A 21,891-nucleotide genomic window follows, 5' to 3' on the forward strand; every position below is an offset into this window, starting at 1 on the left:
GGCAAGAAGCACGCCACGGGAGCCCCTTCGGGGAGGGCCCCGGAGACGCGCAAGCCCTGCGGAATGGAGGGCCGGCGCGCAGCTTTTGCACACGCTGGTGTACATTGCCGGCGACCGTGGCGCGCTCCCATCTCAAGCTCGATGAGTTCCTTCCGTACCGGCTCTCCCTCGCCTCCAACGCGGTGAGCCAGGTCATCGCCCGGGCCTACGAGGAACACTTCGGCCTGAAGATGCACGAGTGGCGCGTCATCACCGTGCTGGCGGAGGACGGCGAGCTCTCCCAGCAGGAGATCGTCGGCCGCACGAAGATGGACAAGGTGACGGTGAGCCGCGCCGCCCAGGTGCTCGAGCGGCGCAAGCTCCTGCGCCGGGTGACCAACTCCGAGGACGGCCGCTCCCTCAGACTCTCCCTCACCGCCGAGGGGCAGAAGCTCTATGCCCGCGTCGTGCCCGCCGCCATCGAGCTGGAGGCGGAGGTCCTCCAGGGGCTCAGCGAGCGGGAGATCGCCGGCCTCAAGGACGTGCTCCTCCGCCTGGAGGCGGCCGCCGAGCGCGTGCTCTCCCGTCGCTGACGCATTGCGTTCAAACCATCCGCCGCCCAACAGGCGTCCGCATGCCCGCTTGCACGTTTAGTTTCAGATGTTACTGTTTCAGATGTTACTATCTGGGCGGCTAGAGATAGTGGGAGGACACCAGGTCATGAACAGCACGGCGGAGAACATTCTCGGGTTGGATGGTTTCGAGTTCGTCGAGTTCACCTCGCCGGATCCCGGCAAGATGATCGAGCTCTTCGAGCGGATGGGCTTCACGGCCTACGCGATGCACCCGACGAAGGATGTGATCCGCTTCAAGCAGGGGGGCATCAACATCCTGGTGAACCGGGATCCGAGCGGGCAGGCCGCCGAGTTCCGGAAGCTGCACGGCCCCTCGGCCAGCGGCATGGCGTTCCGGGTGGCGGACGCGAAGAAGGCGTACGAGCTGGCCATCGAGCGCGGCGCCCGTCCGGCGGACCCGGAGTCGAGCACGCTGGGCGCCGGCTGCTATGTCCTCGAGGGCATCGGAGGCAGCCGCCTGTATCTCGTGGACCGCTTCGGGGCGAAGGGCTCGCTCTATGACGGCTGGCGCCAGATTCCCGGGGCCGCGGAGGCCGAGAAGAAGAACAGCGTGGGCCTCGACATCCTCGACCACCTCACGCACAACGTGCGCCGCGGCGAGATGCGCACCTGGTCGAGCTTCTACAACCGCGTGTTCGGGTTCACCGAGCAGAAGTACTTCGACATCAAGGGCCAGGCCACCGGCCTCTTCTCGCAGGCGATGATCGCCCCGGACCGCGCCATCCGCATCCCGCTCAACGAGAGCCAGGACGACAAGTCGCAGATCGCGGAGTTCATCAACCAGTACAACGGCGAGGGCATCCAGCACCTCGCGCTGACCACCCCGGACATCTACACGACGGTGGAGAAGCTGCGCGAGCGCGGCGTCATCTTCCAGGACACCATCGAGACCTATTACGAGCTGGTGGACAAGCGGGTGGCGGGCCACGGCGAGGACCTGGAGCGGATGAAGAAGAACCGCATCCTCATCGACGGCAGCAAGTCCGAGGGCTTCCTGCTGCAGATCTTCACCGAGAACCTCTTCGGGCCCATCTTCTTCGAGGTCATCCAGCGCAAGGGGAACGAGGGGTTCGGCAACGGCAACTTCCAGGCGCTGTTCGAGTCCATCGAGCTCGATCAGATCCGCCGCGGCGTCATCAAGGTCGAGACCCGGAAGTAGTCATCCGGTAGAACGGGCTCGCGCGGGAGGGCACATGGCGATCGACGGGTACATGCCGGGTTTCGGCAACGAGTTCACCACCGAGGCCGTTGCGGGAGCGCTTCCGGAGGGTCAGAACTCTCCGCAGCGCGTCCCCTACGGACTCTACGCCGAGCAGCTGTCGGGCACGGCGTTCACCGCGCCCCGGCGCGAGAACCGCCGCAGCTGGCTGTACCGGCTGCGCCCCAGCTCGAGCCACGGGTCCTTCCGCCCGCTCCCGGAAGGACTGCTGCGCAGCGGGCCCTTCACCGAGACGCCCGCCACGCCCAACCGCCTGCGCTGGAATCCGCTCCCGCGCCCGGCCCAGCCCACGGACTTCATCGAGGGGCTGGTCACGTTCGGCGGGAACGGCTCGCCGTCGCACGGCGTGGGCGTGGGCATCCACCAGTACACCGCCAACCGGTCCATGACCGACACCGTCTTCTACAACGCCGACGGTGAGCTGCTGATCGTCCCGCAGTCGGGGCGGCTGCGGCTGGTCACCGAGATGGGCGTGCTCGGGCTGGCGCCGGGCGAGGCCGGTGTCGTGCCGCGCGGCGTGCGCTTCCGCGCCGAGCTGCCCGATGGCGCGGCGTCCGGGTACATCTGCGAGAACTACGGGGCGCTGTTCCGGCTGCCCGAGCTGGGGCCCATCGGCTCGAACGGACTCGCGAACCCACGCGACTTCCTCACGCCGGTGGCCGCCTTCGAGGACGTGGATCGCCCCACGCGCGTCGTGCAGAAGTTCCAGGGCCGCCTCTGGGCCGCCGAGCTGGACCACTCGCCGCTCGACGTCGTGGCGTGGCACGGCAACCTGGTGCCGTACAAGTACGACCTGTCGCGGTTCAACACGATCGGCACGGTGAGCTACGACCATCCGGATCCGTCGATCTTCACGGTGCTCACCTCGCCGAGCGACAGCCCCGGGGTGGCCAACTGCGACTTCGTCATCTTCCCGCCGCGGTGGATGGTGGCCGAGAACACCTTCCGCCCGCCCTGGTTCCACCGCAACATCATGAGCGAGTTCATGGGGCTCGTGCACGGCGCGTACGACGCGAAGGCCGAGGGCTTCACGCCGGGCGGCGCGTCCCTGCACAACTGCATGAGCGGCCACGGTCCCGACCGGGAGACCTATGAGCGCGCGGTGGCGGCCAACCTCGCGCCGCACAAGATCGCCGACACGCTCGCGTTCATGTTCGAGACGCGCTGGGTGATCTCCCCCACGCGCTTCGCGATGGAGACCCCTGCCCTGCAGCGCGACTACGACGCCTGCTGGTCGAATTTCCCCAAGGCACGCCTGCCCGGAACGGGCTCGGAGACGAAGCGGTGAAGCTTGCCTCATTGAAGTCGGGACGTGACGGCCGTCTGGTCGTCGTCTCGGATGACCTGGCCTGGTGCGCGGACGCCACGGCGATCGCGCCGACCCTGCAACGTGCGCTCGACGAGTGGGAGCGCTGCGAGGCTCCGCTTCGGGCCCTCGCGGCGTCCCTGAATCGTGGCGACGCACAGAAGCGCCCGTTCTCCGAGGCCGAGTGCGCCTCTCCCCTGCCCCGCGCCTATCAGTGGGCGGATGGTTCCGCGTACGTGAACCACGTGGCGCTGGTGCGCAAGGCGCGCAAGGCGGAGATGCCCGAGAGCTTCTGGACCGATCCCCTCATGTACCAGGGCGGCTCGGACGGCTTCCTCGGCCCGCGGGAGCCCATCCCGCTCGCGGACGAGAGCTGGGGCTGTGACCTCGAGGGCGAGGTCGCGGTCATCACCGGAGACGTGCGGCAGGGCGCCACGCGCGAGGAGGCCCTGAAGGCCATCCGGCTCGTCATGCTGGTGAACGACGTGTCGCTCCGTAACCTGATTCCGGGAGAGCTGGCCAAGGGCTTCGGGTTCTTCCAGTCCAAGCCCGCCTCCTCCTTCTCGCCGGTGGCCGTCACGCCGGATGAGCTGGGCGGCGCATGGCGCGAGGGCAAGCTGCACGGGGCGCTGCGCGTCTCGTTGAACGGAGAGCCCTTCGGGCGCGCGGATGCGGGCGTCGACATGACGTTCGACTTCGGCACCCTGGTGGCCCATGCCGCCAAGACGCGCGACCTCTGCGCCGGCACCATCATCGGCTCGGGTACCGTGTCCAACCGCGATGCGGATGGCGGTCCCGGGAAGCCCATCCGGGACGGCGGGCTCGGCTACTCCTGCATCGCCGAGGTGCGGACCGTCGAGACCCTCCTGGCCGGGGCCGCCAAGACGTCCTTCCTGCGTCACGGTGACCGCGTGCGCATCGAGATGCAGGACGAGACGGGCCGTTCCATCTTCGGCGCGATCGACCAGTCCGTCGCGGCGCCGCGCCGATGACCGCGGGACGTGCGCGCGTCTTCGAGACTCCGGCTGGCGTCGCGCTCTGTACGCTCGACGCCCTGGCGGATCCCGGAGCGCGCAACGTCGTCCTGCAGATCGATGACGCCTTCTTCCACGGCTTCCTGGTGCGCACCGGCGACATGGTCCGGGGCTATGTGGACCGCTGCCCGCACCAGGGATTGCCGTTGGCGCAGAAGCTCGACGCCTACCTGACGCCCGATGGCCAGCTGATCTCCTGTTCCTGGCATGGGGCGCTCTTCCGGTTGGACGACGGCGTGTGCGTGGGCGGACCGTGCTCCGGCCAACGGCTGACGCCCTGGCCCGTCACGGTCGAGCACGGTGTGGTGAAGACCGCCTGATCTACCGCTTCCAGCCCTGAGCCCGGCGGGCCTCGTCAGGCGGCGTCGCGCCGGGAATCCCCGGCGCCCGCCTTCAGCAGCTTCGGCGCACGGGAGAACGCCATCGTGCCGTCGTCGACCTTGCCGTAGCGCAGCATGAACAGGTCGAGCGCGTAGTTCTGGTACAGCCGCCACGGCTTCTTCGAGCCCTGCTTCGGCATCACGTCGAGCGCCCGCTGGACATAGCCCGACGTGAAGTCGAGCAGCGGTATCTCCTCGACCGAGGAGTCTCGGCGCGGCATGCAGGTGGTCACGCCGTGCCGCGCCATGTGGTTGAGCAGCCGGCAGACATATTCGCTGGTGAGGTCCGCCTTCAGCGTCCACGACGCGTTGGTGTAGCCGAACGTGAAGGCGAGGTTCGGCACGTCGCTGAACATCATGCCCTTGTAGCTGAGGCTCTTCGACAGGTTGCACCGCTCGCCGTCGAGGCTGAACTCGATATCGCTCAGGAGCTGCAGCTTGAGCCCCGTGGCGGTCACGATGATGTCCGCCTCCAGCTCCTGGCCGGAGGCGAGCTGGATGCCCTTCTCCGTGAACGTCTCGATGTGATCGGTGACGACCGCGGCGCGGCCCTGCTTGATGGCGTCGAACAGATCGGCATCGGGGACCATGCACATGCGCTGGTCCCACGGTTTGTAGCTCGGCGTGAAGTGGACGTCGTAGCCGGGACCGAGCTGCTCGCGCGCCAGGCGGACGATGAACGCCTTCACCCGCTCGGGCATCTTCCGCGCCAGCTTGTAGAAGAGCATGCTGAGGAGCACGTTCTTCCACCGCGTGATCCCATAGGCGAGCTTCGACGGCAGGACACGGCGCAGCCCATTGGCGATCCGGTCCTCGGCCGGACGCGAGACGATATAGGTCGGCGAGCGCTGCAGCATGGTGACGTGCGCGGCCGTCCTGGCCATCTCGGGCACGAGGGTGACGGCGGTCGCACCACTGCCAATCACCACGACGCGCTTGTTCGCGTAGTCCAGCTTCTCCGGCCAGAACTGCGGATGGACGAGGGTGCCCTGGAAGCGTGCCTCACCGGGAAACTCGGGCCGGTGGCCCTCGGCGTAGTTGTAGTAGCCGCTGCACATGAGCAGGAAGTTGCAGGTGAAGCGGACCCGTTCCTTCTCGGGCCCGCGCTCGGCCTCGACCGTCCAGCGAGCGTGCTCGGAGGACCAGGAGGCCCGCTTGACGTGGTGTCGGAAGCGGATGTGCTGGTCGATCCCATACTCGCTCGCCGTCTCGCGCACGTAGCGCAGGATGGACGGTCCATCGGCGATCGCCTTCGCGTCGGTCCACGGCCGGAACGAGTAGCCCAGCGTGTGCATGTCCGAGTCCGAGCGGATGCCTGGATAACGGAAGAGATCCCAGGTGCCGCCAATCGCCTCGCGGCCCTCGAGGAGCACGTAGGTCCTGCCCGGGCACCTGGCCTGCACGTGGTACGCCGCGCCGATGCCGGACAGTCCCGCGCCAACGATGAGCACGTCGAAGTGCTCCACGGGTGCTTCCGCCTTCGCGGCCGAAGCGCCCGAGGCGTGTTCGTCGAGTCCTGCCCGGTCAGTCATGGATGCTCGCTCCCGTGCGGCGAAGCAATTGACACCGCACATTGTCAAATTGCATCTGACAACGGTTCATGTCAATAGAACTCACATGCCCTCCTCTCCCGTGGCCAACCGGCGTTATCGCGGCTCCTCAGCGGAGGAGCGCCGAGCCCAGAGACGTGAGCAGTTCCTCGAGGCGGCCATCCAGGTCTATGGCGAGCAGGGCTATCGCAATGCGACGGTGAAGGCGGTCTGCGAGGCAGCCGGGCTGACCGAGCGCTACTTCTACGAGTCGTTCTCCAACAGCGAGGAGCTGCTCGTCGCTTCCTTCCAGGCGGTGATGCGGTTCCTCTTCGGCGAGCTGGAGAAGGCCATCGCGGAAGCCTCGGGCGGCCCCGTCGAACGCGCGCGCGCGATGCTCACCGCGTACTACGAGGCGTTGCAGGGCCATCCCCAGTCGGCGCGCGTGTTCCTCGTGGAGATCTCGGGCGTCAGCCCCGCGGTGGACCAGGCGCTCGAGGCCTCGCTCCGTGAATTCGGCGACCTCATCGCGCGGACGCTCTCCCCTCGTGGAGATGGCAGCGCGGCGAGCGACCCGCTGCTGCGCGCGGGAGTGGTAGGCGGCGTCATCCACGTCGCCTTGAAGTGGATCGCGAGTGGCTACTCGCAGCCAATCCACGAGGTCGTTGGCGCCGCCATGCGCCTGTGCCTGGTGCTCAGGGGACGCTGAGCCAGACGGCCAGACCCCCTCGACAGGGTATCGGGTCCGGCACCCCGGCGAGGACGTCGGAGCCCCGCTCGTCCTGGGAGTCTGGACGATTGGTCAATTCTTTTGGACTGGATGCCATGGCACGTCCATGGCGGCCTCGACATTTCAGAGCCGTGGCCAACCAGCCCAGGAGAAACCTCATGACCAACACACATCAACCGCGAGGGAAGGAGCGCCGCCTGGAGCGGATCATCGACCTTCCCGCTCCCACGCCGGGGCAGTTCGGGCCCGCGCACACCGTGGTGCCGGTCATCTCGCCGGAGGACTACGCACGATCCGATCCGTTCATCCTGCTGATGGACGACCGCATCGACGGCAAGTTGCAGGGCGGACCCCACCCGCACGCCGGATTCGAAACGGTGACCCTGGTGGTGAAGGGCGGGATGGTCCACGACAACGGCAGACTGGGCGAGCGTGACGTGCAGTGGATGACGGCGGGAAGTGGAGTCATCCACGGCGAAGGACTGGAGGACGCTGGCCACGGCCGCATCCTCCAGTTGTGGTTGACGCTGCCCAAGGCGCAGCGATGGGCTCCCCCCAGCTTCCAGGACATCCCCTACGCGCAGCTCCCGGTCCGGCGTGAGCCGGGAGTGGAGGTCCGGCTGTACAGCGGCAGCTCGGGAGGGGTGCGGTCGGAGACGAAGAACTACGTGCCCGTCACCCTCGCCGAGTTCCAGCTCGAGCCGGGCGCATCCATCGAGCAGGATCTGCCGGCCTCGTACAACGGCTTCTTCTACGTGCTGGAGGGAGAAATCTCGGTGGGCCCCGACGCCAGGACACTGCGGCCCGGACAGGTGGGCTGGTTGGATCATCCGGAAGCCGGTGGACCTGGCTCCATCCGAATCACCGGGACCACCCGGGCGAGGGCCCTGCTGTACGCCGGCCAGCCCCAGGGAGATCAACTGGTCAGCTACGGACCGTTCATCGGAGACACCCAGGCAGACATCATGCGGGTGATGGGCGAGTACCACTCTGGCCGCTATGGTCCGCCGCCCCGTCGTTAGCATGTATCGAACGCATCAAGAAAAGGGAGAAGCCATGAGATTCCTGAAGCCCCACACCGAACGCATCTATGCCCTGCTCCGAATCATGAGCGGATTCATGTTCACGCTGCACGGGATGCAGAAACTCTTCGGCATGTTCGGCGGCGTGCCCGCGGGGGCGCCCGCGTTCATCATCTACGGCGCCGGAGGCATCGAGTTCGTGGGCGGCGTGCTCATCCTGCTCGGGCTGTTCGCCTCACCGGCGGCCTTCATCTCGAGCGGCACCATGGCGGTCGCCTACTTCATGGGGCACGTGATTCCCGCCCAGTGGAACATCCTCCCCATCGTGAACAAGGGCGAGCTCGCCGCGCTCTACTGCTTCGTGTTCCTCTACATCGCCGCGCACGGCTCGGGCATCTGGAGTGTCGACGCCGCGCGCCAGGGCGCGAAGAGCCAGGCCTGAGACACGGGGAGCAGGCTTCCCCTCTTGTGAGTGTGCGCACCGGCGCTCTGGCCTGGGCGGTTCGCCGCTGAACGAGCGCGGAATTCATCTCTCCACCGACAGAAAGCGGGCAATCGACAAGCTCGTCAGCCCCAGGTCCTATGGTGGCCCACGGCATCGGACCCAGCACACAGAGCAGCAGCCACCGATGCCACCCGCTCTCGGAGAGGAGAATCCATCATGAGAAACACCACCACGAAAGACACCCTGCTCCACTACTGGCCGGAGGCGGTGACCCTCCGGCGCTTCTTCGGCTTCGTGGCTGCTGCGTGCATCGCCGCGGGCCTGAGCGCCTGCGGCAATACGCAGCGGTTGCAGGCCACATGGACGGCCGCGCCGCAGGACTACAACGAGCCCTTTCCAATACCGGGGGTGCCGCAACCGGAGCCGCAATCCTTCCAGGATCAATCGATACGACATGTGATGCGGGTGTCGGCCGGCGGGGACAAGGTTCGGGTGAGGGTGTCGAACCTCTTCGGCACCGCTCCGGTCATCCTCGGCGGCGTGCACATCGCCCACAGCACGGGCGGCGCATCCATCAATGCGTCCACGGACACCGTCCTCCGCTTCAACGGTCAGGAGTCCGTGACGGTTCCCGCCGGCCAGGAGTCCTGGAGTGACGAGACGCGCTTCTCGCTCCCGTCCCAGACGGACGTGGCAGTCACCGTGTACGTGCCCCAGACGACGTCCGTGGCGACCGTGCACGGGCAGGGTCAGCAGACCATCTCGGTCGCGGCCGGAAACGCCCTCGGCAGCGCGACCTTCACCCCAACTGAGACACGGCAGTCGTACTACTGGGTGACCGGCATCGACGTGCGCAACGACGATGCCCGCGGAGTCATCGTCGCCTTTGGGGATTCCATCACCGACGGCGCGTTTTCGACCGTGGATGCGGCCAACCGCTACCCCGACTTCCTCGCGCGTCGCGTCGCGGCCGATCCGGCGATGGAAGGGTTCAGCGTGGTCAACCAGGGCATTGGAGGCAACCGGGTGCTCAACGACGTCATCGGGACCAGGGCAGTGGACCGCTTCCAGCGTGACGCGCTGGGCACGACGGGTGTCACCCACGCCATCATCCTGATCGGCATCAACGACATCGGCTTCGGAGCCTTCGCGCCGGAGCAGGCGGTGACAGCCGACGAAATCATCGCGGGTCTCCAGACGATGGTGGATCAGGCCAAGGCCCGCAACGTCGCGGTGTTCCTGGGCACCCTGCTCCCGTTCAAGGGCACCTTCCCGCCGTACTACAGCGAGGAGACCGAGGCCAAACGGCAGGCGGTGAATGCCTGGATTCGCGCCAACACCGCACAGGCCAGGGGCATCATCGACTTCGAGGCGGCCACGCGAGATCCGGCCGACCCACTCCAGATGCGCCCGGAGTACGACAGCGGTGACCACTTGCACCCCAACGATGTCGGCTACGAGGCGATGGCCAATGCCATCGACCTGGCCTTGTTCCGGTAGGGGAGCCCGGCCAGCCGCAGCGGTACGTTCAGCACCAGGGTGGCCAAGGCCTCATCGAGCTCGAAGTCGCTCACCCGCCCCGCTCTGAATCGGGTCGGTAGGGAGAGCTGGACCCGCTCATCCCCGACTTCGGCCTCCACGACCACCAGAGGTGGCCTGGAAGCAGACCCCACTCGCACGCCGCCCCGAGGCACGCTCGTAGCGCACGCGGCGTGGAACAAGAGAACAATGAGCGCCCAGGCGCTCGACCCCGGGCGCCGCCGCCAGTCCGCCGGAGGCCCTCCCATGAGCCGGGTGCTCAAGCGACACCTCCCCAGCGCGTCGCACAGGCTGGGAAACGAAGGCCCGAAAAAGAGAACGGGCCGCCAGGCTTTCACCTGGCGACCCGTTCATGGAGCCGACACCCAGATTTGAACTGGGGACCTACTGATTACGAATGAGTGGAGCCCCCCTGGGCCGCCATCGTAACCAGCCGGAAACACTGCGGAATATGGCCTCTTTTGGCCCTGCTTGGCTACCGGTGGCGGCTCAAATTACCCAACAAATTACCCAACACGAGCAGCCCCAAGCCGCACCTTCGATGGGCCGCGTGGGCGAGACCGCCCGGGATGGCAGCCACGTGGCCGTCTAGTCTGCGCTCGCCTCGCCGTTAGTAGGCACACCGGACATAGACGGGGTCTCACCTGGGGCCTGAGCCCCCGCGAGCTGGCGGGCCCGGTCGAGCGACATGATGCGAGTGCCGAGTGTGCGCCCCACGATCTGGTCGACGTGGAAGCGCGGCAACACGACCGCCGTCAGCGCCCTAGGCGTGAGGATCGACTCAACATCCGTCGACGTCCAGAGCGGGCTAGACCCTTTGAGGGCCCGGGCGGCCAGAACTGCCTCAATGAGCTGGAGCTCGAACCACGACCGCACCGTTTCAGTAACGATGACTCCAGCCCCGGGGATGTGCGCGTAGTGCCGTTGCCAGCGCGAAATCATGTCCGTGAACACCCGGAAGTCCGCGTTGATCTTGAGCACGTGCGCGCTCTCGATGTACAGCGCCGCTTGGTCCTCGATCTCGTCCGGGTTCCGGCTGCTGTCGCTGGTGCTGACCCAGTAGACCTTGGGCAGGTCCGGCACTTTCACCTCGCGCGCCTGCACGCCAACGGCGTTCGCAGCCGCACGCTGCGTGAAGTAGTCCGCCGCCCCCCCCGTACCGCGCTTTCGCGTCCGGGTAACCGGATTGACGGACGGCTCCTCGGGCGGCTGGGGCGGATCGACGACCTCTTCGCCCGGGTTCGCGAAGCCGCTCGTCACCGAGTCCGGATCGGCCTGCACCGTGCCCCGGCGTGAGGCTTGGTAGCGGCTGAAGCGGAAGAGGTCCGCGACTCCCTTGAGCCGGTCGAGCAGGCTCTTGCGGTGATCGGGATCCATCGTCTTGGGCGCGCTCTCCTCCATCAGCTTGCGAAGCGGCGCCGGCAACCGCGCACGGAACTCCTCGGCCCAATCCGTCCACGGCAGCGGCTCACTGTTGAGCAGCAGCGTGGTACGCGCTGTGTTCGAGGTGAGCGACCCCGCCGTCGAGTCGGGTTCGACGATGAGCACGACCCGCTTCATCCCGAACACCACGCCGAAGCTCTGGAGCCGGATATTACCGGCCGGCGCGACCGCGACGTCGTAGAGTTCGTTCTGCCACAGGGCCGCGACGACGCCTGGCGTGGGGTAGTGGCCGCTGTTGGTGTCGGCGTCCTCGCGCAGAATCCACCAGTGCGCCGTGGCGCCACTCAGGGGGACCGAACCGGAATCGAACCGGTTCTTCGGATCGTTGAGCCACGCCTCAAGGCCGGAGATCTTGCGCAGGAAGTTGTGCTGGTCCCCCTTCGGGAGCCGCCAGCCCTCGTGCACACGCACGTCGGCCCCTGCCGGGAAGCGGAAGAACCTCCCGTTGAGGTAGCGCGTAATCCACCGCTTCGGAGTGTGGAGCCCCGGAGGCATGACGGTGGTGTCCTCGCCCTTGGTCTTGCCGAGCAGGATGACCACGGTGCCATGCTGGTCAATGGCGTCCGGCTTCTGCTCCGGTGGCACCTGGCCCCACAGCTCATGCGAGCCGTCGGCATGCACGAAGGGTTCGAGCCTGTACCGCCCGGTGGCCCGGTCGTGCTTGAGGATGACCATCGCCCCCTGCCCGTTGACCCACGAGAGGTACACCACCCCCTCCGGGTTCGCGGGCACCGTCGAGATGCGGCCGCCGACGCCGAAGTTCTCCTCCATCGACTGCGTGCGCCCGCTCTTGGAGAGCCCCGCAACATGCGAGACGAGTTGCGGGCCCGTCATGCCGATACCGGTGTCGATGCAGCAGAGCTTCGTGAGCTGCTCGTGGTCGTACATCGGCCGGTGGATCGTCCAGATCACCTGCCCGCCCTCGGGCGGCAGCCACTGCAACCCGTTAGCGGTCAGCTCGCGGACGAACTGGCCCGGCGCGCAGTCCTGGTAGAGCCGGTCGACAATGAACGTGACGTTCTCAACGCGAAGGGCCCCGGCGTCCGGAGGGGCGGCGGGGTTGCTCGGCGATGGGGGCACGTTGATCGCGGTCTGCACGGACTCGCGATTCCCGTGCGGCCCACCGTCGTTGGGCGGGGCCGCCGTGGGATCAAGCGAGGAGAGCGGGACGTTGGACGTGCCACCAGGGACAGGCACAGCCCCCTGCTCCGCGGCGCTGCGATTCTGCTTCGTACTGATGCGATTCTGCTTCGTACTCATGACGATGTGCTCCTGGCGAGATGCCCTCGGGCACGCGTCCCGTACGACTGGCGGCACGCGGAACGCCTCCTCCGCGTAGGTCCAGAACGCACGGTTGCGCGCCAAGGTCACGGCGCCGGTTGAACCGCGCCCTCCAGCGATTGCCAAGCCGCGCGGCTGCGCGGGGGGCCATCGCTGGTGAAGCGGCGGTCGCACCCTACCGTGTCCGCGACATCCGATCCAGCCAGTCAATTGGCTGCGGGCCGACCGCTGCCACCTCCCTACTGTGAGGGCGGCCTGGGCCAGCGTGTTGCCCAAGGGGCTCTAGGCATCCCCGCCTTCTAGGCGGGTGAGCGAGCGGGCGAATGAGCGGACGAGCGCCACCTACTCGCGCCCGAGGCCCCAGTTGCGTTCGGGATCGTTGGTGCGATTCGGGGCGGGACGAGCGGCCGCATATACCGAGCCATCGCTGCCGTAATAGTCGGTCCACCGGGCGACGATGGACTTCCCTGAGTTCGAGGCCATCTCCCCGCGGTCCACCTGGAACGTCACGCCCCGATGCCGAAGAGGGTGCGCCTCAAGCCACGCCCGGCGCTCGTCGCCGGCCCCATGGGGACACTGATCTCGACGGAGGGCGTCCAGTTCCCGGAGCAGCTCGTGCGACGTCGGCAGCGTCTCGACCATCGCGTCCAGCTCGTCCTCCGTCAACGCGACCCAAGCGGCCATGTGTTTCGGCAAATCGCCGGGCTGCGCCCCTTTGCGTAGCGGGAGGCGTCCCTCATGGTACGCCGCCACGAGCGCCCGGGCCCCGGCCGGATACACGAGGACCATGCTCCCATACCTTGTCGGGATCTCGCGGGCGGCCGGCCACCTCCCCACCGACCCCTGAAACAGACCGGCTCGGTGAAGGACGTCTGTCGCGGCGCTCTGCGCGCCGCGCTTCGGAACGCCGGGTAGCTGCGCGAGAAAATCCCCGAGTGTGTAGCTGGGAGTTGCCATGATGGAGACGTTAGCTGCGCTCGGCTCCTTCGTCATGCACCTGCGCGCCGCGCTATACCAGGAGCGCCGCAGGCCGAATGCCCCCGATCCGTGCCTGCGCAACCACGCTGTTGGCAGGCCCTACGACTCGATGACGACGGCCAGCCGCCCCCCCCCTCTCCTGCATGCGAAATCCGCAGCCTCCTGTGGGTATCAGCCCCTGAGCCCGGGAATTCATCCCGGCCACACCAGGAGCCCCTCATGGTCTTCTTCCCCATCATCGCCAACAATCTCGGCAAAATCGCCACTGCGGCTGCAACCACCTTGGGCATCGTGGGTTACATCAACCGTGACCGGATCGGCCGCTGGCTCGCGGACGAGTCCGACGAGCGCAACCAGGAGCGCCCGGAGTTGGACAAGAAGCACGCGGAGCTGCTGGACAAGCTCGCCCTGAATACCGCCGCAGTGACCGAATTCAAAGGGCTCATCAAGGACGTCCACGAGGAGCTCGGCTCCATGGCCGAGAACTTCCAGGGCGAGCTCGACGCGCAACGGCGCGAGACGCGGGCGCTCGGCGAGGAGTTGCGTGCGGCCGTCGCGGACCTGGCGCGAAGGCAGAACGCCGTGGAGCAATTTCTCAACGGCAAGGACCAGGGCGAGGTCTTCGCGGTGCCCGGGCGTCAACGCACCACCGAGGCTCCGCCCAAGCAGGAGCAGACGGGCAAGAAGCCCACCCCCAACAACAGGCGCAAGGGCAATGGGAGCACCGCGCCCGAGACGCGCGTGCCCTAACGCACTCCCCCGCCCTCTCGCAGCTGCATGCCGGTCGTGGCCCACGAGCCCCCGGCATTTTTTGGCCTCGAGTGCTGTGCAGCATCGCCAGCCCGGAGCTACCGCCGCTCCGTGCTACGCCACGGGCCTCCTTCTGAGACGCGACAGGTGCGCCTCGCCGCTCTCCGCGAAACGCCGCGCCAGCTCGGCCTGTCCCTCCGCGCCGTGCTCCAGCAGGTACGCCAGCTCCGAGGGCAGCAACACCTTGACGGTGACGAGCTTCACCTCACCATACGGGGTGGAGAAGTGACTCGGCAGCATGCGTGACTCCACGCCCAGCAGCACGGCCACCCTGCCCTCCTCGGTGACGAGGGACCTGGGCATGCCCTTTCCGGACACCTCCATGGAAAAGAGGCCCGCCTTCACCCTCTCGCGCACCTGCTCGTGCTCGGCGACTTCATCCGCCACACGGTCCAACAGCATCAGGGGCCACCCTTTCGAGATGTCCTTCACGGCCGCGTCCACTTCCAGGGCGAGCTCCAGACCGAAGCCCATGGAGGGTTCCAGGCGCTCGATGAAGGGGTCCGAGAGCCCGTGCGTGACCAGCAGCGTACGCCCCGCCTCGCGACGGATGACGCGCCAGAGCTGCCGGTGACCTGGCCACGAGCCGCTCATGGCGATGGGCATGAAGACCTCCTTGTCCAGCGACCCCAAGGTGCACCAAGCCGTTTCACGAGCGGTGTCCGCCTGCTCGAACAGCTCGCGGCTTTTCCGGTCCTGCTCGCGCTCCTCCGCGCTGACGGTGCTCGGGCCGGTGACCTCCTTGAACTTCGCCCCCGTTGCGCCCATGCGCTCCAGGGCCTGCTTGACCTCCTCGGAGATGATGATGGCCGGGCTCCATCCCCAGGTACGGAACACTCGGGCATCGCCCACTTTCGAGGGGTCGATGCGCATGCCAATCACGGACCTGTACTGGCCTGTCTTGTCGGGCCTGTCATCCCCCGGCTCCCAGTGGCGCACCTCGTCGGATGCCTCGTCGTCGATGCACTTCACGACACGCGTGATGTTGAGCAAGACGTACGGTTCGGTCTGTCCGTCCACCTCCACCGGAATCAGCTGCACATCACCGGGCGCCAGCTCGGCGAAGACGACCGCCACCCTGGCATGAACCACGGGGATGGTCGCACCCGCCAACAAGGAGAAGTCGAGCGGCCTGCCCGGGACATAGATGGGAATCCGGATCCGCGCATCGACGTGAGCGGGCTCACCCCGTACGAACTGCCAGGTACGAATCTCCTGCCCCTGCTGATCCACGGGATCATCCAGGTGCCAGCGACCCGGGATGTAAACGTCGTCGAACAGATCGAAGTACAGTCCCGTCATGAGGACTCCTAGGGCGATGCCCCTCTGGTTAGCAGCTTGTTGAGCCTGCTTCCCTCCCTGATGATCTCCTCGGCCAGCTGCCGGAGTGCTTGCCTCAATGCAAGCGCGCACTCCTGCTGGTTGGAGCAGTTGTCCGTCGCAGCTTTCAGGTGCTTATGAACGAGTTGATGGTACTCCTCGGGATGAGGCCCCTTGTGCCCAAGGAGTGGGACCGTATTGGCCGGGTCCTCCATCGACATGCCCGCCTTGGCGAAGATTTTCTTGAATAGCGGCGTCCAAGGCCCGCCTCGCGCAGTGGACTTGCTGTTCTCAACGGTGGCGATGTGGTGCACGTCCGGCTTCTTCGGCGGGTCCGCGCGAGCAGGAGAGGCCTGTGCCGCCATGCTCAAGACATTGGCGGGAAGGACGACACTGATGGTGCCCTCGGCCACGGCGACCTTCACCTTGTCTGCTTCCTGCACGGCGGTGAGCACGTCGCGGATGCCGGCATGTGACTCGAGCGCACCGGCGGCTTTCGCGAAGCCCGGCAGCTTCGGGGCCTTGGACGTGAGCACCGCTGTCTCGCCCAATGCCGCCGTTCCCAACAGCAGGAGAATCCGCACGCTGTTGGGCCCGATGACCTTGCCGAAGCGATCCCCCGCCTCACGCAGCTCCGCGAACGTGCTGGCCTCCGCCGCCTCCTCCCATAGCCGGAACCAGGCCCGTATCAGGTCGAAGAGTTCCCAGCCCAGGTAGCCCCACATGAGCAGGGCCAGTGCAGCGGAGACGCCTTTAGAAACGGGCTCGGGTGCCGAAACCAGGGCGAGGTATCCAATGAGGGTGAGGCTCAACGCCGTCCACAGCTGCGTCGTGGAGAACATGGAGCGCAGCTCGGCGTCCCTGGCCTCCAGCGCCGCATTCACGGAGAGCGCCAGGGCGAGGTCGCGCTTGTCCTCGCCGTCCAGACCCGGCCCATCCTTGAACAACCCGAGGCAATCACCCGGCGTACCTTGCCGCTCGCAGAAGCTCCCGTAGGACCGCGCCAGGGGCGTGCGCCACGCCTCGCCCGTGAGCGGAACGGAGGCCAAGGCCAGCTTCCGGTGGAGGTAGAGCGGGACAGGGCAGTCGGCCAGCCGCAGCGGTACGTTCAGCACCAGGGTGGCCAGGGCCTCATTGAGCTCGGAGTCGCTCACCCGCACCGCCCCGAACCGGGTGGAAAGGGAGAGGTGGACCCGCGCATCCCCGACTTCGGCCTCCGCGGCCACCGGGGGCGACTCGGACGGGAGTGACCCCACTCGCACGCCGCCCCGAGGCACGCTCGTAGCGCACGCGGCGTGGAGCAAGAGGACAATGAGAGCCCAGGCGCCCAACCCCGGGCGCCGCCGCGCGTCCGCCGGAGGCCCTCCCATGAGCCGGGTGCTCAAGCGTCACCTCCCCAGCGCGCCGCACAGGCTAGGGAAACGAAGGCCCGAAAAAAGAGAACGGGCCGCCAGGCTTTCACCTGGCGACCCGTTCATGGAGCCGACACCCAGATTTGAACTGGGGACCTACTGATTACGAATCAGTTGCTCTACCGACTGAGCTATGTCGGCACAACCACAGCGCTTTTCGGCGTCACCGAAGATGGGCGCGAAGTAACACGCGGTTCCGGACAGGGCAAGCACTTCTTTCATGCCCCCCACTTCCGGCCTCCACCTGCCCTTCCTCCTCCCCGCCACAGCCCGGGAGAGCAGACAGCCGAGCACCCGCCGTGAATGACACGCCGCGTTGGCTAACTACTTGAAAAAACTAAAAGTTTGGATTCCAACAACCCTGTCCGACGGTTGACCGCATGGGGGCGCCTATGCGCATAAGGGCCCCGCCTTTACTCAACAATCGCCTTTCCCCAAGGAGCGATTTTTCACATGGCCAGCGAAGAGAATTTCATGCGCGCCCCGGCCCCGACGCCCAAGCGCACCGTCTACACGGAGGCGATGGAGATCTTCCACCGCGCCGCCGACCTCATCGGTCTCGACAAGCGCGTGCGTCTGGAGCTCGAGGAGCCCGACTACGAGCACATCTTCTACGTCACCGCGAAGCTGAAGGACCGCCTGGTCCCGCTCGCCCCCGAGCAGGCCAAGGACTTCGCCAGCCTCTCCGTCACCCAGGTGCGCAACCCCGAGGGTCTCGAGCGCCTCGCCGACGGGAAGATCATCCTCAACGGCCGCGCCCTCCTGGGCTCGGACGTGAACATCAGCCGCGGCCACCTGCGCCTGCCGGACGGCAACGTCTACCAGCTGGTGCCCGGTGAGTCCCAGCGCTTCAAGGCCTACCGCGTGCAGCACAACCAGGCCCGCGGCCCCTACAAGGGCGGCATCCGCTATCACCGCGAGGTCTCCCTGGATCTCTTCAAGGCGCTCGCCGCCGAGATGACCTGGAAGACCGCCATCTCCGAGGTCCCCTTCGGCGGTGGCAAGGGTGGCATCCAGATCGATCCGCGCTCGTACGGCCGCGAGGAGTTGGAGAACATCACCCTGCGCTTCATGTACAAGCTCAAGAGCATGATCGGCCCCAACATCGACATCCCCGCGCCCGACGTGGGGACCAACGGGGACATCATGGCGCTCATGTACCGCCAGTACTCGGACGGCGAGCGCGAGCGGCACAACATGCGCGGCATCGTCACCGGCAAGGACGTGCGCATCGGCGGCTCCGAGGGCCGTGCGGCCGCCACCGGCCAGGGCGTGGCCTTCTGCATCGAGGACTACTACGCCGAGAAGGGTGAGACCCTGAAGGGCAAGACCTTCATCCTCCAGGGCTTCGGCAACGTGGGCAGCCACGGCGCCGCCATCCTCCAGAAGATGGGCGCCCGCCTGCTCGCGGTGAACGACGCCGACGGCACCATCTACAACGGTGACGGCATCGACGTGCCCGCCCTCATCGCCCATGTCAGCGACCCGAAGAACCTGCGCCGCAGCGTGCTCGGGTTCCCCGGCGCCCAGAAGATCGAGAAGAAGGACTTCTGGGAGGTCCAGGCCGACATGTGCATCCCCGCCGCCCTCGGCGGCGAGATCACCGCCGACGTGGCCGAGCGCCTCAAGGTCAAGCTGATCGCCGAGGGCGCCAACGGCCCCACCACCCCCGAGGCCGATCGCGTCCTGCAGAAGCGCGGCATCGACATGATCCCCGACATCATCGCCAACGCCGGCGGCGTGACGGTGAGCTACTACGAGTGGATCCAGAACAAGCGCATGGAGCGCTGGAGCGAGGCCGAGGTCAACCAGCGCCTCGAGCACGCGATGAAGCGCAACTACCGCATCATCCGCGACATCTCCCGCAACCAGGCCCGCCGCTCGGACACGCACGACAGCCGGCAGTACTGCATCGGCAAGGAAGTGGATCCCCGCTGCGCCGCGATGATCCTCGCGCTCAAGCGCATCGAGGCCCACTACCTCCTCGAGGGCTTCTCTCAGTAAGCCCCTCCCCCTGAAGCACGAAGGGCACGGCTGCTCCTGGCGGCCGTGCCCTTCCGCTTTTCCGCCCCCCGTCCGCTCAGTGCATCACGCGCTCGCGCGCCACCAGCAGCAGGGGCTGATCCTCCGCCACCTCGTAGGCCACCACCCGCAGGCCCACGCCGCGGCTGTTGCCCTCGCGCCCATCCTTGCGCCCGTACGCCAGCGCCACCTGGTAGCGCACCTCGCACAGGCACGTCATCTCCGTGCCGTCCTCGCCCGCGAACGTCACCTTCACCCGCTCACCCAGCGACAGGTGCTCCCGCGTCTCCACGAACATGCCCTGGGCGCTGATGTTGCGGCCGATCCCCCGGCTCAACCCCCCCTCCGTCGAGAGGTAGATGGTGAAAACCTTGTCGAAACGAAGGTGGGTACGCCGCTCTCGGACCTGGGCCTGTGGTGCCAAACTGCTGCCTCCGGGTAGGGGGGAAGGTAGGACAGAAACTACATGGTGAGAGCATGTAGTCAAAATCTCCACCAACCCATACCGCCACATACCAGCACGTACCGCCACGTACCCATCTCCGGAGTGCCCGGAGGGGCCCGGGGGTGGCACCATCCGGCTTCCCCTCCTTCCCCTTTTCTCTTCCCCTTTTCCTGGAGTAGCCCCCGAGTGAGACGACTCTTCCTGACCGCCCTGTTGCTGCTGCCCACGCTCGCCCTGGCGGACGTGGATGCGCGCTTCGCCCAGCTGAGGGATCAGGCCGAGGCCCTGGGTAGCCTCTCGTCGTTCCTGGACAAGTACATCGGCGAGTGCGCCGGGTTGTTCGTCAACCCGTCGTGCAAGAGCAACGCCGAGGCATTCCGCGCGAAGTACGGCGGCCGGAAGCTGTACATGATCGTCGGAGAGGACGCGGCGACCATGCTCACCCCGGGCCCGTACCAGCCCGGCAGCGGCAACTACACCATCCAGGTCCTCCCCTACTTCCCAGGGGACGCCTATGCGCTCACCCTGGGCATGCCCACGCAGACGGACTCGGCGGGCAACCCGCTGCTGCCCCTCATCCGCATCACCGGCACCACCCCCGAGGGCTGGGCCGCCACCGACTTCCTGCGGCTCTTCTCCAACAAGAAGATCCGGGCGCAGATCGTCTTCACGCCGCAGGGGGTGTGGACGATCCCGCGCAAGCAGGGCGGCAAGGCCCAGGGCGTCGCGGCGCGGATCGAGGCCATCCTCCTCACGTTCGCGCCCACGGGAGATCCGCTGGGCCTGTGGTTCGCCGAGCAGCCCACGGCCGCGCCCAAGGAGCCCACCGGCAAGGGCGGCAAGAAGGGCAAGAAGAAGTAGCCGCCGGGCAGCTCAGTACTTCAGCGCGACGTATTGCTGCACATCCCCGCGCTGCACGCGCAGGAGCACCGAGGCGCTCGCGCCCTTCTCCAGCGCGCCCCGCACCGCCGCGACGTCCTTCACCTTGCGGCGGTTGACCTCCAGCACCACGTCACCCGTCCGCAGCCCCGCGCTCGCCGCCGGGCTGCGCGGCAACACCCCGGACACCAGCACCCCCGCGTAGGGCTCCAGGCCCATGGGGGCGGCCACCTCGGGGGTGACGTCCCTCAGCACCAGGCCGAGTTCGCCCAGGTTGCCCGGGCTGTTCATCGCCGCCAGCACCTCCTGCGCCGGACGGGCGGACAGCTTCACCAGCACCTCCTGCGACACCCCGTCCCGCAGCAGCGTCAGCTTCGCCTCGGACCCCGGCGCCATGATGGCCACCTTGCGCAGCAGCTGCTGGAACGAGTCCACCTGCTTGCCGTTCACCCGCACCACCTGATCTCCGGGGCGGATGCCCGCCTGCGCCGCCGGGCTGGTGGGGTACACCCGCGTCACCACCGCGGCGCGCATGCCCACCTGGGGCTGCTCGTCGATCACCACGCCCAGCCAGCCCTTCTGGAGCTGGCCGTTCTTGCGCAGGTTGGGCAGCAGATCCTTCACCATGTTGATGGGCACCGCGAAGCCGATGCCCTGCCCCTCGGTGATGATGGCCGTGTTCACCCCCACCACCTCGCCCCGCATGTTGAAGAGCGGCCCGCCCGAGTTGCCCGGGTTGATGAGCGCGTCCGTCTGGATGAAGTCGTCGAAGGGGCCCACGCCGATCACCCGCTCCTTGGCGGAGATCATCCCGTGCGACACCGAGTGGTCCAGGCCGAAGGGGTTGCCAATGGCCACCACCCAGTCCCCCACCTCCATCCGGTCCGAGTCCCCCAGGTACACCGCCGGCAACCCGCCCACGCCCTTGCCCAGGAGCCGCAGCAGCGCCACGTCCGTGGACGCGTCCCGGCCCACCACCTCGGCCTGGAACTCGCGCCCGTCCGACAGGCGCACGAGAATCTCACTCGCGGCCTCGTTCTCGCGCGCCACCACGTGGTTGTTCGTCACCACCAGTCCGTCCGGGGTGAGGATGAAGCCCGAGCCGCTCGCCGAGCGCGTCGCGCCCCGCAGCGGGTGGACCGTCTCCATGACGTTGATGTTCACCACGCCCGCCTCCACCGCGCGGATCAGCGGCGCCAGTGAGGTGGGGGGCACGAAGCCCGGCAGCATCGGCTCGCTGGAGGCCCACTCCCGCCACAGCCCCATCGGCCCGCTGTTCACCCGGCTGGAGTCCTCGGCCCAGGCCGCATGCTCCCGAGCCCGTGCCTGGAGCCACGGCGCGAGCGCTCCCTGCTGTGCCCGTGCACCCGGGACGAGCACCAGGGAGAGCAGCGCGAGGAGGGGAAGCAGGACGGGAGCTCGGGGATTCACGACACGGGCCATGGCGAAGGGCTCGAACAACCACTCCCTCCGCCTATTTCCC

At 67.3% G+C, this 21,891-nt stretch carries 19 protein-coding genes, 1 tRNA gene and 1 pseudogene; 12 read left to right on the plus strand and 9 right to left on the minus strand.

The annotated features are described in order from the left end of the window. Positions 1-116: 116 nt before the first annotated feature. The 5 genes from Q664_RS20610 to Q664_RS20630 all read left to right on the plus strand — a co-directional run bounded on the left by Q664_RS20610 (position 117) and on the right by Q664_RS20630 (position 4,493). Positions 117-572, plus strand: a complete 456-nt coding sequence (locus tag Q664_RS20610) for a MarR family winged helix-turn-helix transcriptional regulator (protein WP_043398266.1) — start codon at positions 117-119, stop codon at positions 570-572. Between the two features lie 127 nt (positions 573-699). Continuing rightward, positions 700-1,773, plus strand: a complete 1,074-nt coding sequence (gene hppD, locus Q664_RS20615; RefSeq protein WP_043398192.1) for a 4-hydroxyphenylpyruvate dioxygenase — start codon at positions 700-702, stop codon at positions 1,771-1,773. A 34-nt stretch (positions 1,774-1,807) separates the two neighbouring features. Further along, entirely contained in the window at positions 1,808-3,121 is a 1,314-nt protein-coding gene (hmgA, locus tag Q664_RS20620) for a homogentisate 1,2-dioxygenase (protein WP_043398194.1), read from the plus strand. After that, positions 3,118-4,131 (plus strand): fumarylacetoacetate hydrolase family protein, encoded by a 1,014-nt coding sequence (locus Q664_RS20625; RefSeq protein WP_043398196.1) that lies wholly within the window; start codon positions 3,118-3,120, stop codon positions 4,129-4,131. The genes hmgA and Q664_RS20625 overlap by 4 nt, the downstream gene beginning before the upstream one ends. Then, positions 4,128-4,493, plus strand: a complete 366-nt coding sequence (locus tag Q664_RS20630) for a Rieske (2Fe-2S) protein (RefSeq protein WP_043398199.1) — start codon at positions 4,128-4,130, stop codon at positions 4,491-4,493. The genes Q664_RS20625 and Q664_RS20630 overlap by 4 nt, the downstream gene beginning before the upstream one ends. A 35-nt stretch (positions 4,494-4,528) precedes the next feature. On the opposite strand, the gene Q664_RS20635 is transcribed toward Q664_RS20630, so the two are convergent. Continuing rightward, entirely contained in the window at positions 4,529-6,085 is a 1,557-nt protein-coding gene (locus Q664_RS20635) for a flavin-containing monooxygenase (protein WP_084610167.1), read from the minus strand. Positions 6,086-6,170: 85 nt separating this feature from the next. On the opposite strand from Q664_RS20635, the gene Q664_RS20640 reads away from it, so the two are divergent. The 4 genes from Q664_RS20640 to Q664_RS20655 all read left to right on the plus strand — a co-directional run bounded on the left by Q664_RS20640 (position 6,171) and on the right by Q664_RS20655 (position 9,779). Beyond that, complete coding sequence (locus Q664_RS20640; protein WP_043398205.1) at positions 6,171-6,791, plus strand: TetR/AcrR family transcriptional regulator; 621 nt, start codon at positions 6,171-6,173, stop codon at positions 6,789-6,791. A gap of 179 nt (positions 6,792-6,970) precedes the next feature. Then, positions 6,971-7,834, plus strand: a complete 864-nt coding sequence (locus tag Q664_RS20645) for a pirin family protein (protein WP_043398207.1) — start codon at positions 6,971-6,973, stop codon at positions 7,832-7,834. Between the two features lie 34 nt (positions 7,835-7,868). After that, positions 7,869-8,276 (plus strand): DoxX family protein, encoded by a 408-nt coding sequence (locus Q664_RS20650; RefSeq protein ID WP_043398210.1) that lies wholly within the window; start codon positions 7,869-7,871, stop codon positions 8,274-8,276. A gap of 219 nt (positions 8,277-8,495) precedes the next feature. After that, complete coding sequence (locus tag Q664_RS20655; RefSeq protein WP_235216791.1) at positions 8,496-9,779, plus strand: SGNH/GDSL hydrolase family protein; 1,284 nt, start codon at positions 8,496-8,498, stop codon at positions 9,777-9,779. A gap of 5 nt (positions 9,780-9,784) precedes the next feature. On the opposite strand, the pseudogene Q664_RS63195 reads toward Q664_RS20655, so the two are convergent. From Q664_RS63195 to Q664_RS57865, 3 genes and pseudogenes are all read right to left on the minus strand, one after another. After that, positions 9,785-10,081 (minus strand): annotated as a pseudogene (locus tag Q664_RS63195) (AHH domain-containing protein); the annotation flags it as partial. 325 nt (positions 10,082-10,406) lie between these two features. Continuing rightward, positions 10,407-12,521, minus strand: coding sequence for a hypothetical protein (locus Q664_RS20660; protein ID WP_152622236.1), 2,115 nt, complete (start codon positions 12,519-12,521; stop codon positions 10,407-10,409). Between the two features lie 363 nt (positions 12,522-12,884). Continuing rightward, positions 12,885-13,226: a hypothetical protein gene (locus Q664_RS57865; RefSeq protein ID WP_143195626.1), complete on the minus strand. Its 342-nt coding sequence runs from the start codon at positions 13,224-13,226 to the stop codon at positions 12,885-12,887. 513 nt (positions 13,227-13,739) lie between these two features. Between Q664_RS57865 and Q664_RS20670 the strand changes: the two genes are divergently transcribed. Continuing rightward, positions 13,740-14,270, plus strand: a complete 531-nt coding sequence (locus Q664_RS20670; RefSeq protein WP_043398219.1) for a hypothetical protein — start codon at positions 13,740-13,742, stop codon at positions 14,268-14,270. Between the two features lie 114 nt (positions 14,271-14,384). Here the strand turns inward: Q664_RS20670 and Q664_RS20675 are convergent, their stop codons facing one another. From Q664_RS20675 to Q664_RS20685, 3 genes are all read right to left on the minus strand, one after another. Next, the gene (locus Q664_RS20675) at positions 14,385-15,632 is read right to left on the minus strand and encodes an imm11 family protein (protein ID WP_043398222.1); all 1,248 of its coding nucleotides are present in this window, start codon (positions 15,630-15,632) and stop codon (positions 14,385-14,387) included. An 8-nt stretch (positions 15,633-15,640) separates the two neighbouring features. Then, the gene (locus Q664_RS20680; RefSeq protein WP_052518436.1) at positions 15,641-17,035 is read right to left on the minus strand and encodes an AHH domain-containing protein; all 1,395 of its coding nucleotides are present in this window, start codon (positions 17,033-17,035) and stop codon (positions 15,641-15,643) included. A 92-nt stretch (positions 17,036-17,127) separates the two neighbouring features. Then, positions 17,128-17,203 (minus strand) — tRNA-Thr (locus tag Q664_RS20685). Between the two features lie 312 nt (positions 17,204-17,515). Here Q664_RS20685 and Q664_RS20690 point away from each other — a divergent pair. Next, complete coding sequence (locus Q664_RS20690; RefSeq protein WP_043398225.1) at positions 17,516-19,066, plus strand: Glu/Leu/Phe/Val family dehydrogenase; 1,551 nt, start codon at positions 17,516-17,518, stop codon at positions 19,064-19,066. 76 nt (positions 19,067-19,142) lie between these two features. Here Q664_RS20690 and Q664_RS20695 read toward each other — a convergent pair whose 3' ends face one another. Then, positions 19,143-19,661 (minus strand): PilZ domain-containing protein, encoded by a 519-nt coding sequence (locus tag Q664_RS20695; protein WP_326938718.1) that lies wholly within the window; start codon positions 19,659-19,661, stop codon positions 19,143-19,145. A gap of 54 nt (positions 19,662-19,715) precedes the next feature. Here Q664_RS20695 and Q664_RS20700 point away from each other — a divergent pair, with 54 nt between their 5' ends. Continuing rightward, the gene (locus Q664_RS20700; RefSeq protein ID WP_052518439.1) at positions 19,716-20,390 is read left to right on the plus strand and encodes a DUF6066 family protein; all 675 of its coding nucleotides are present in this window, start codon (positions 19,716-19,718) and stop codon (positions 20,388-20,390) included. A gap of 12 nt (positions 20,391-20,402) precedes the next feature. Here Q664_RS20700 and Q664_RS20705 read toward each other — a convergent pair whose 3' ends face one another. Continuing rightward, positions 20,403-21,851: a trypsin-like peptidase domain-containing protein gene (locus Q664_RS20705; RefSeq protein ID WP_084610173.1), complete on the minus strand. Its 1,449-nt coding sequence runs from the start codon at positions 21,849-21,851 to the stop codon at positions 20,403-20,405. Positions 21,852-21,891 lie beyond the last annotated feature (40 nt).

Source organism: Archangium violaceum Cb vi76, from assembly GCF_000733295.1.
GTDB classification, from domain to species: Bacteria; Myxococcota; Myxococcia; order Myxococcales; family Myxococcaceae; genus Archangium; species Archangium violaceum.

Bases quoted from the DNA above. Each gene is read 5' to 3' on its own strand.
- hppD (WP_043398192.1), top strand. From the start codon at position 700: ATGAACAGCACGGCGGAGAACATTCTCGGGTTGGATGGTTTCGAGTTC.
- hmgA (WP_043398194.1), top strand. From the start codon at position 1,808: ATGGCGATCGACGGGTACATGCCGGGTTTCGGCAACGAGTTCACCACC.
- Q664_RS20630 (WP_043398199.1), top strand. From the start codon at position 4,128: ATGACCGCGGGACGTGCGCGCGTCTTCGAGACTCCGGCTGGCGTCGCG.
- Q664_RS20635 (WP_084610167.1), bottom strand. From the start codon at position 6,085: ATGACTGACCGGGCAGGACTCGACGAACACGCCTCGGGCGCTTCGGCC.
- Q664_RS20640 (WP_043398205.1), top strand. From the start codon at position 6,171: ATGCCCTCCTCTCCCGTGGCCAACCGGCGTTATCGCGGCTCCTCAGCG.
- Q664_RS20645 (WP_043398207.1), top strand. From the start codon at position 6,971: ATGACCAACACACATCAACCGCGAGGGAAGGAGCGCCGCCTGGAGCGG.
- Q664_RS20650 (WP_043398210.1), top strand. From the start codon at position 7,869: ATGAGATTCCTGAAGCCCCACACCGAACGCATCTATGCCCTGCTCCGA.
- Q664_RS20655 (WP_235216791.1), top strand. From the start codon at position 8,496: ATGAGAAACACCACCACGAAAGACACCCTGCTCCACTACTGGCCGGAG.
- Q664_RS20660 (WP_152622236.1), bottom strand. From the start codon at position 12,521: ATGAGTACGAAGCAGAATCGCATCAGTACGAAGCAGAATCGCAGCGCC.
- Q664_RS57865 (WP_143195626.1), bottom strand. From the start codon at position 13,226: ATGGCCGCTTGGGTCGCGTTGACGGAGGACGAGCTGGACGCGATGGTC.
- Q664_RS20670 (WP_043398219.1), top strand. From the start codon at position 13,740: ATGGTCTTCTTCCCCATCATCGCCAACAATCTCGGCAAAATCGCCACT.
- Q664_RS20675 (WP_043398222.1), bottom strand. From the start codon at position 15,632: ATGACGGGACTGTACTTCGATCTGTTCGACGACGTTTACATCCCGGGT.
- Q664_RS20690 (WP_043398225.1), top strand. From the start codon at position 17,516: ATGGCCAGCGAAGAGAATTTCATGCGCGCCCCGGCCCCGACGCCCAAG.
- Q664_RS20695 (WP_326938718.1), bottom strand. From the start codon at position 19,661: ATGGTGCCACCCCCGGGCCCCTCCGGGCACTCCGGAGATGGGTACGTG.
- Q664_RS20705 (WP_084610173.1), bottom strand. From the start codon at position 21,851: ATGGCCCGTGTCGTGAATCCCCGAGCTCCCGTCCTGCTTCCCCTCCTC.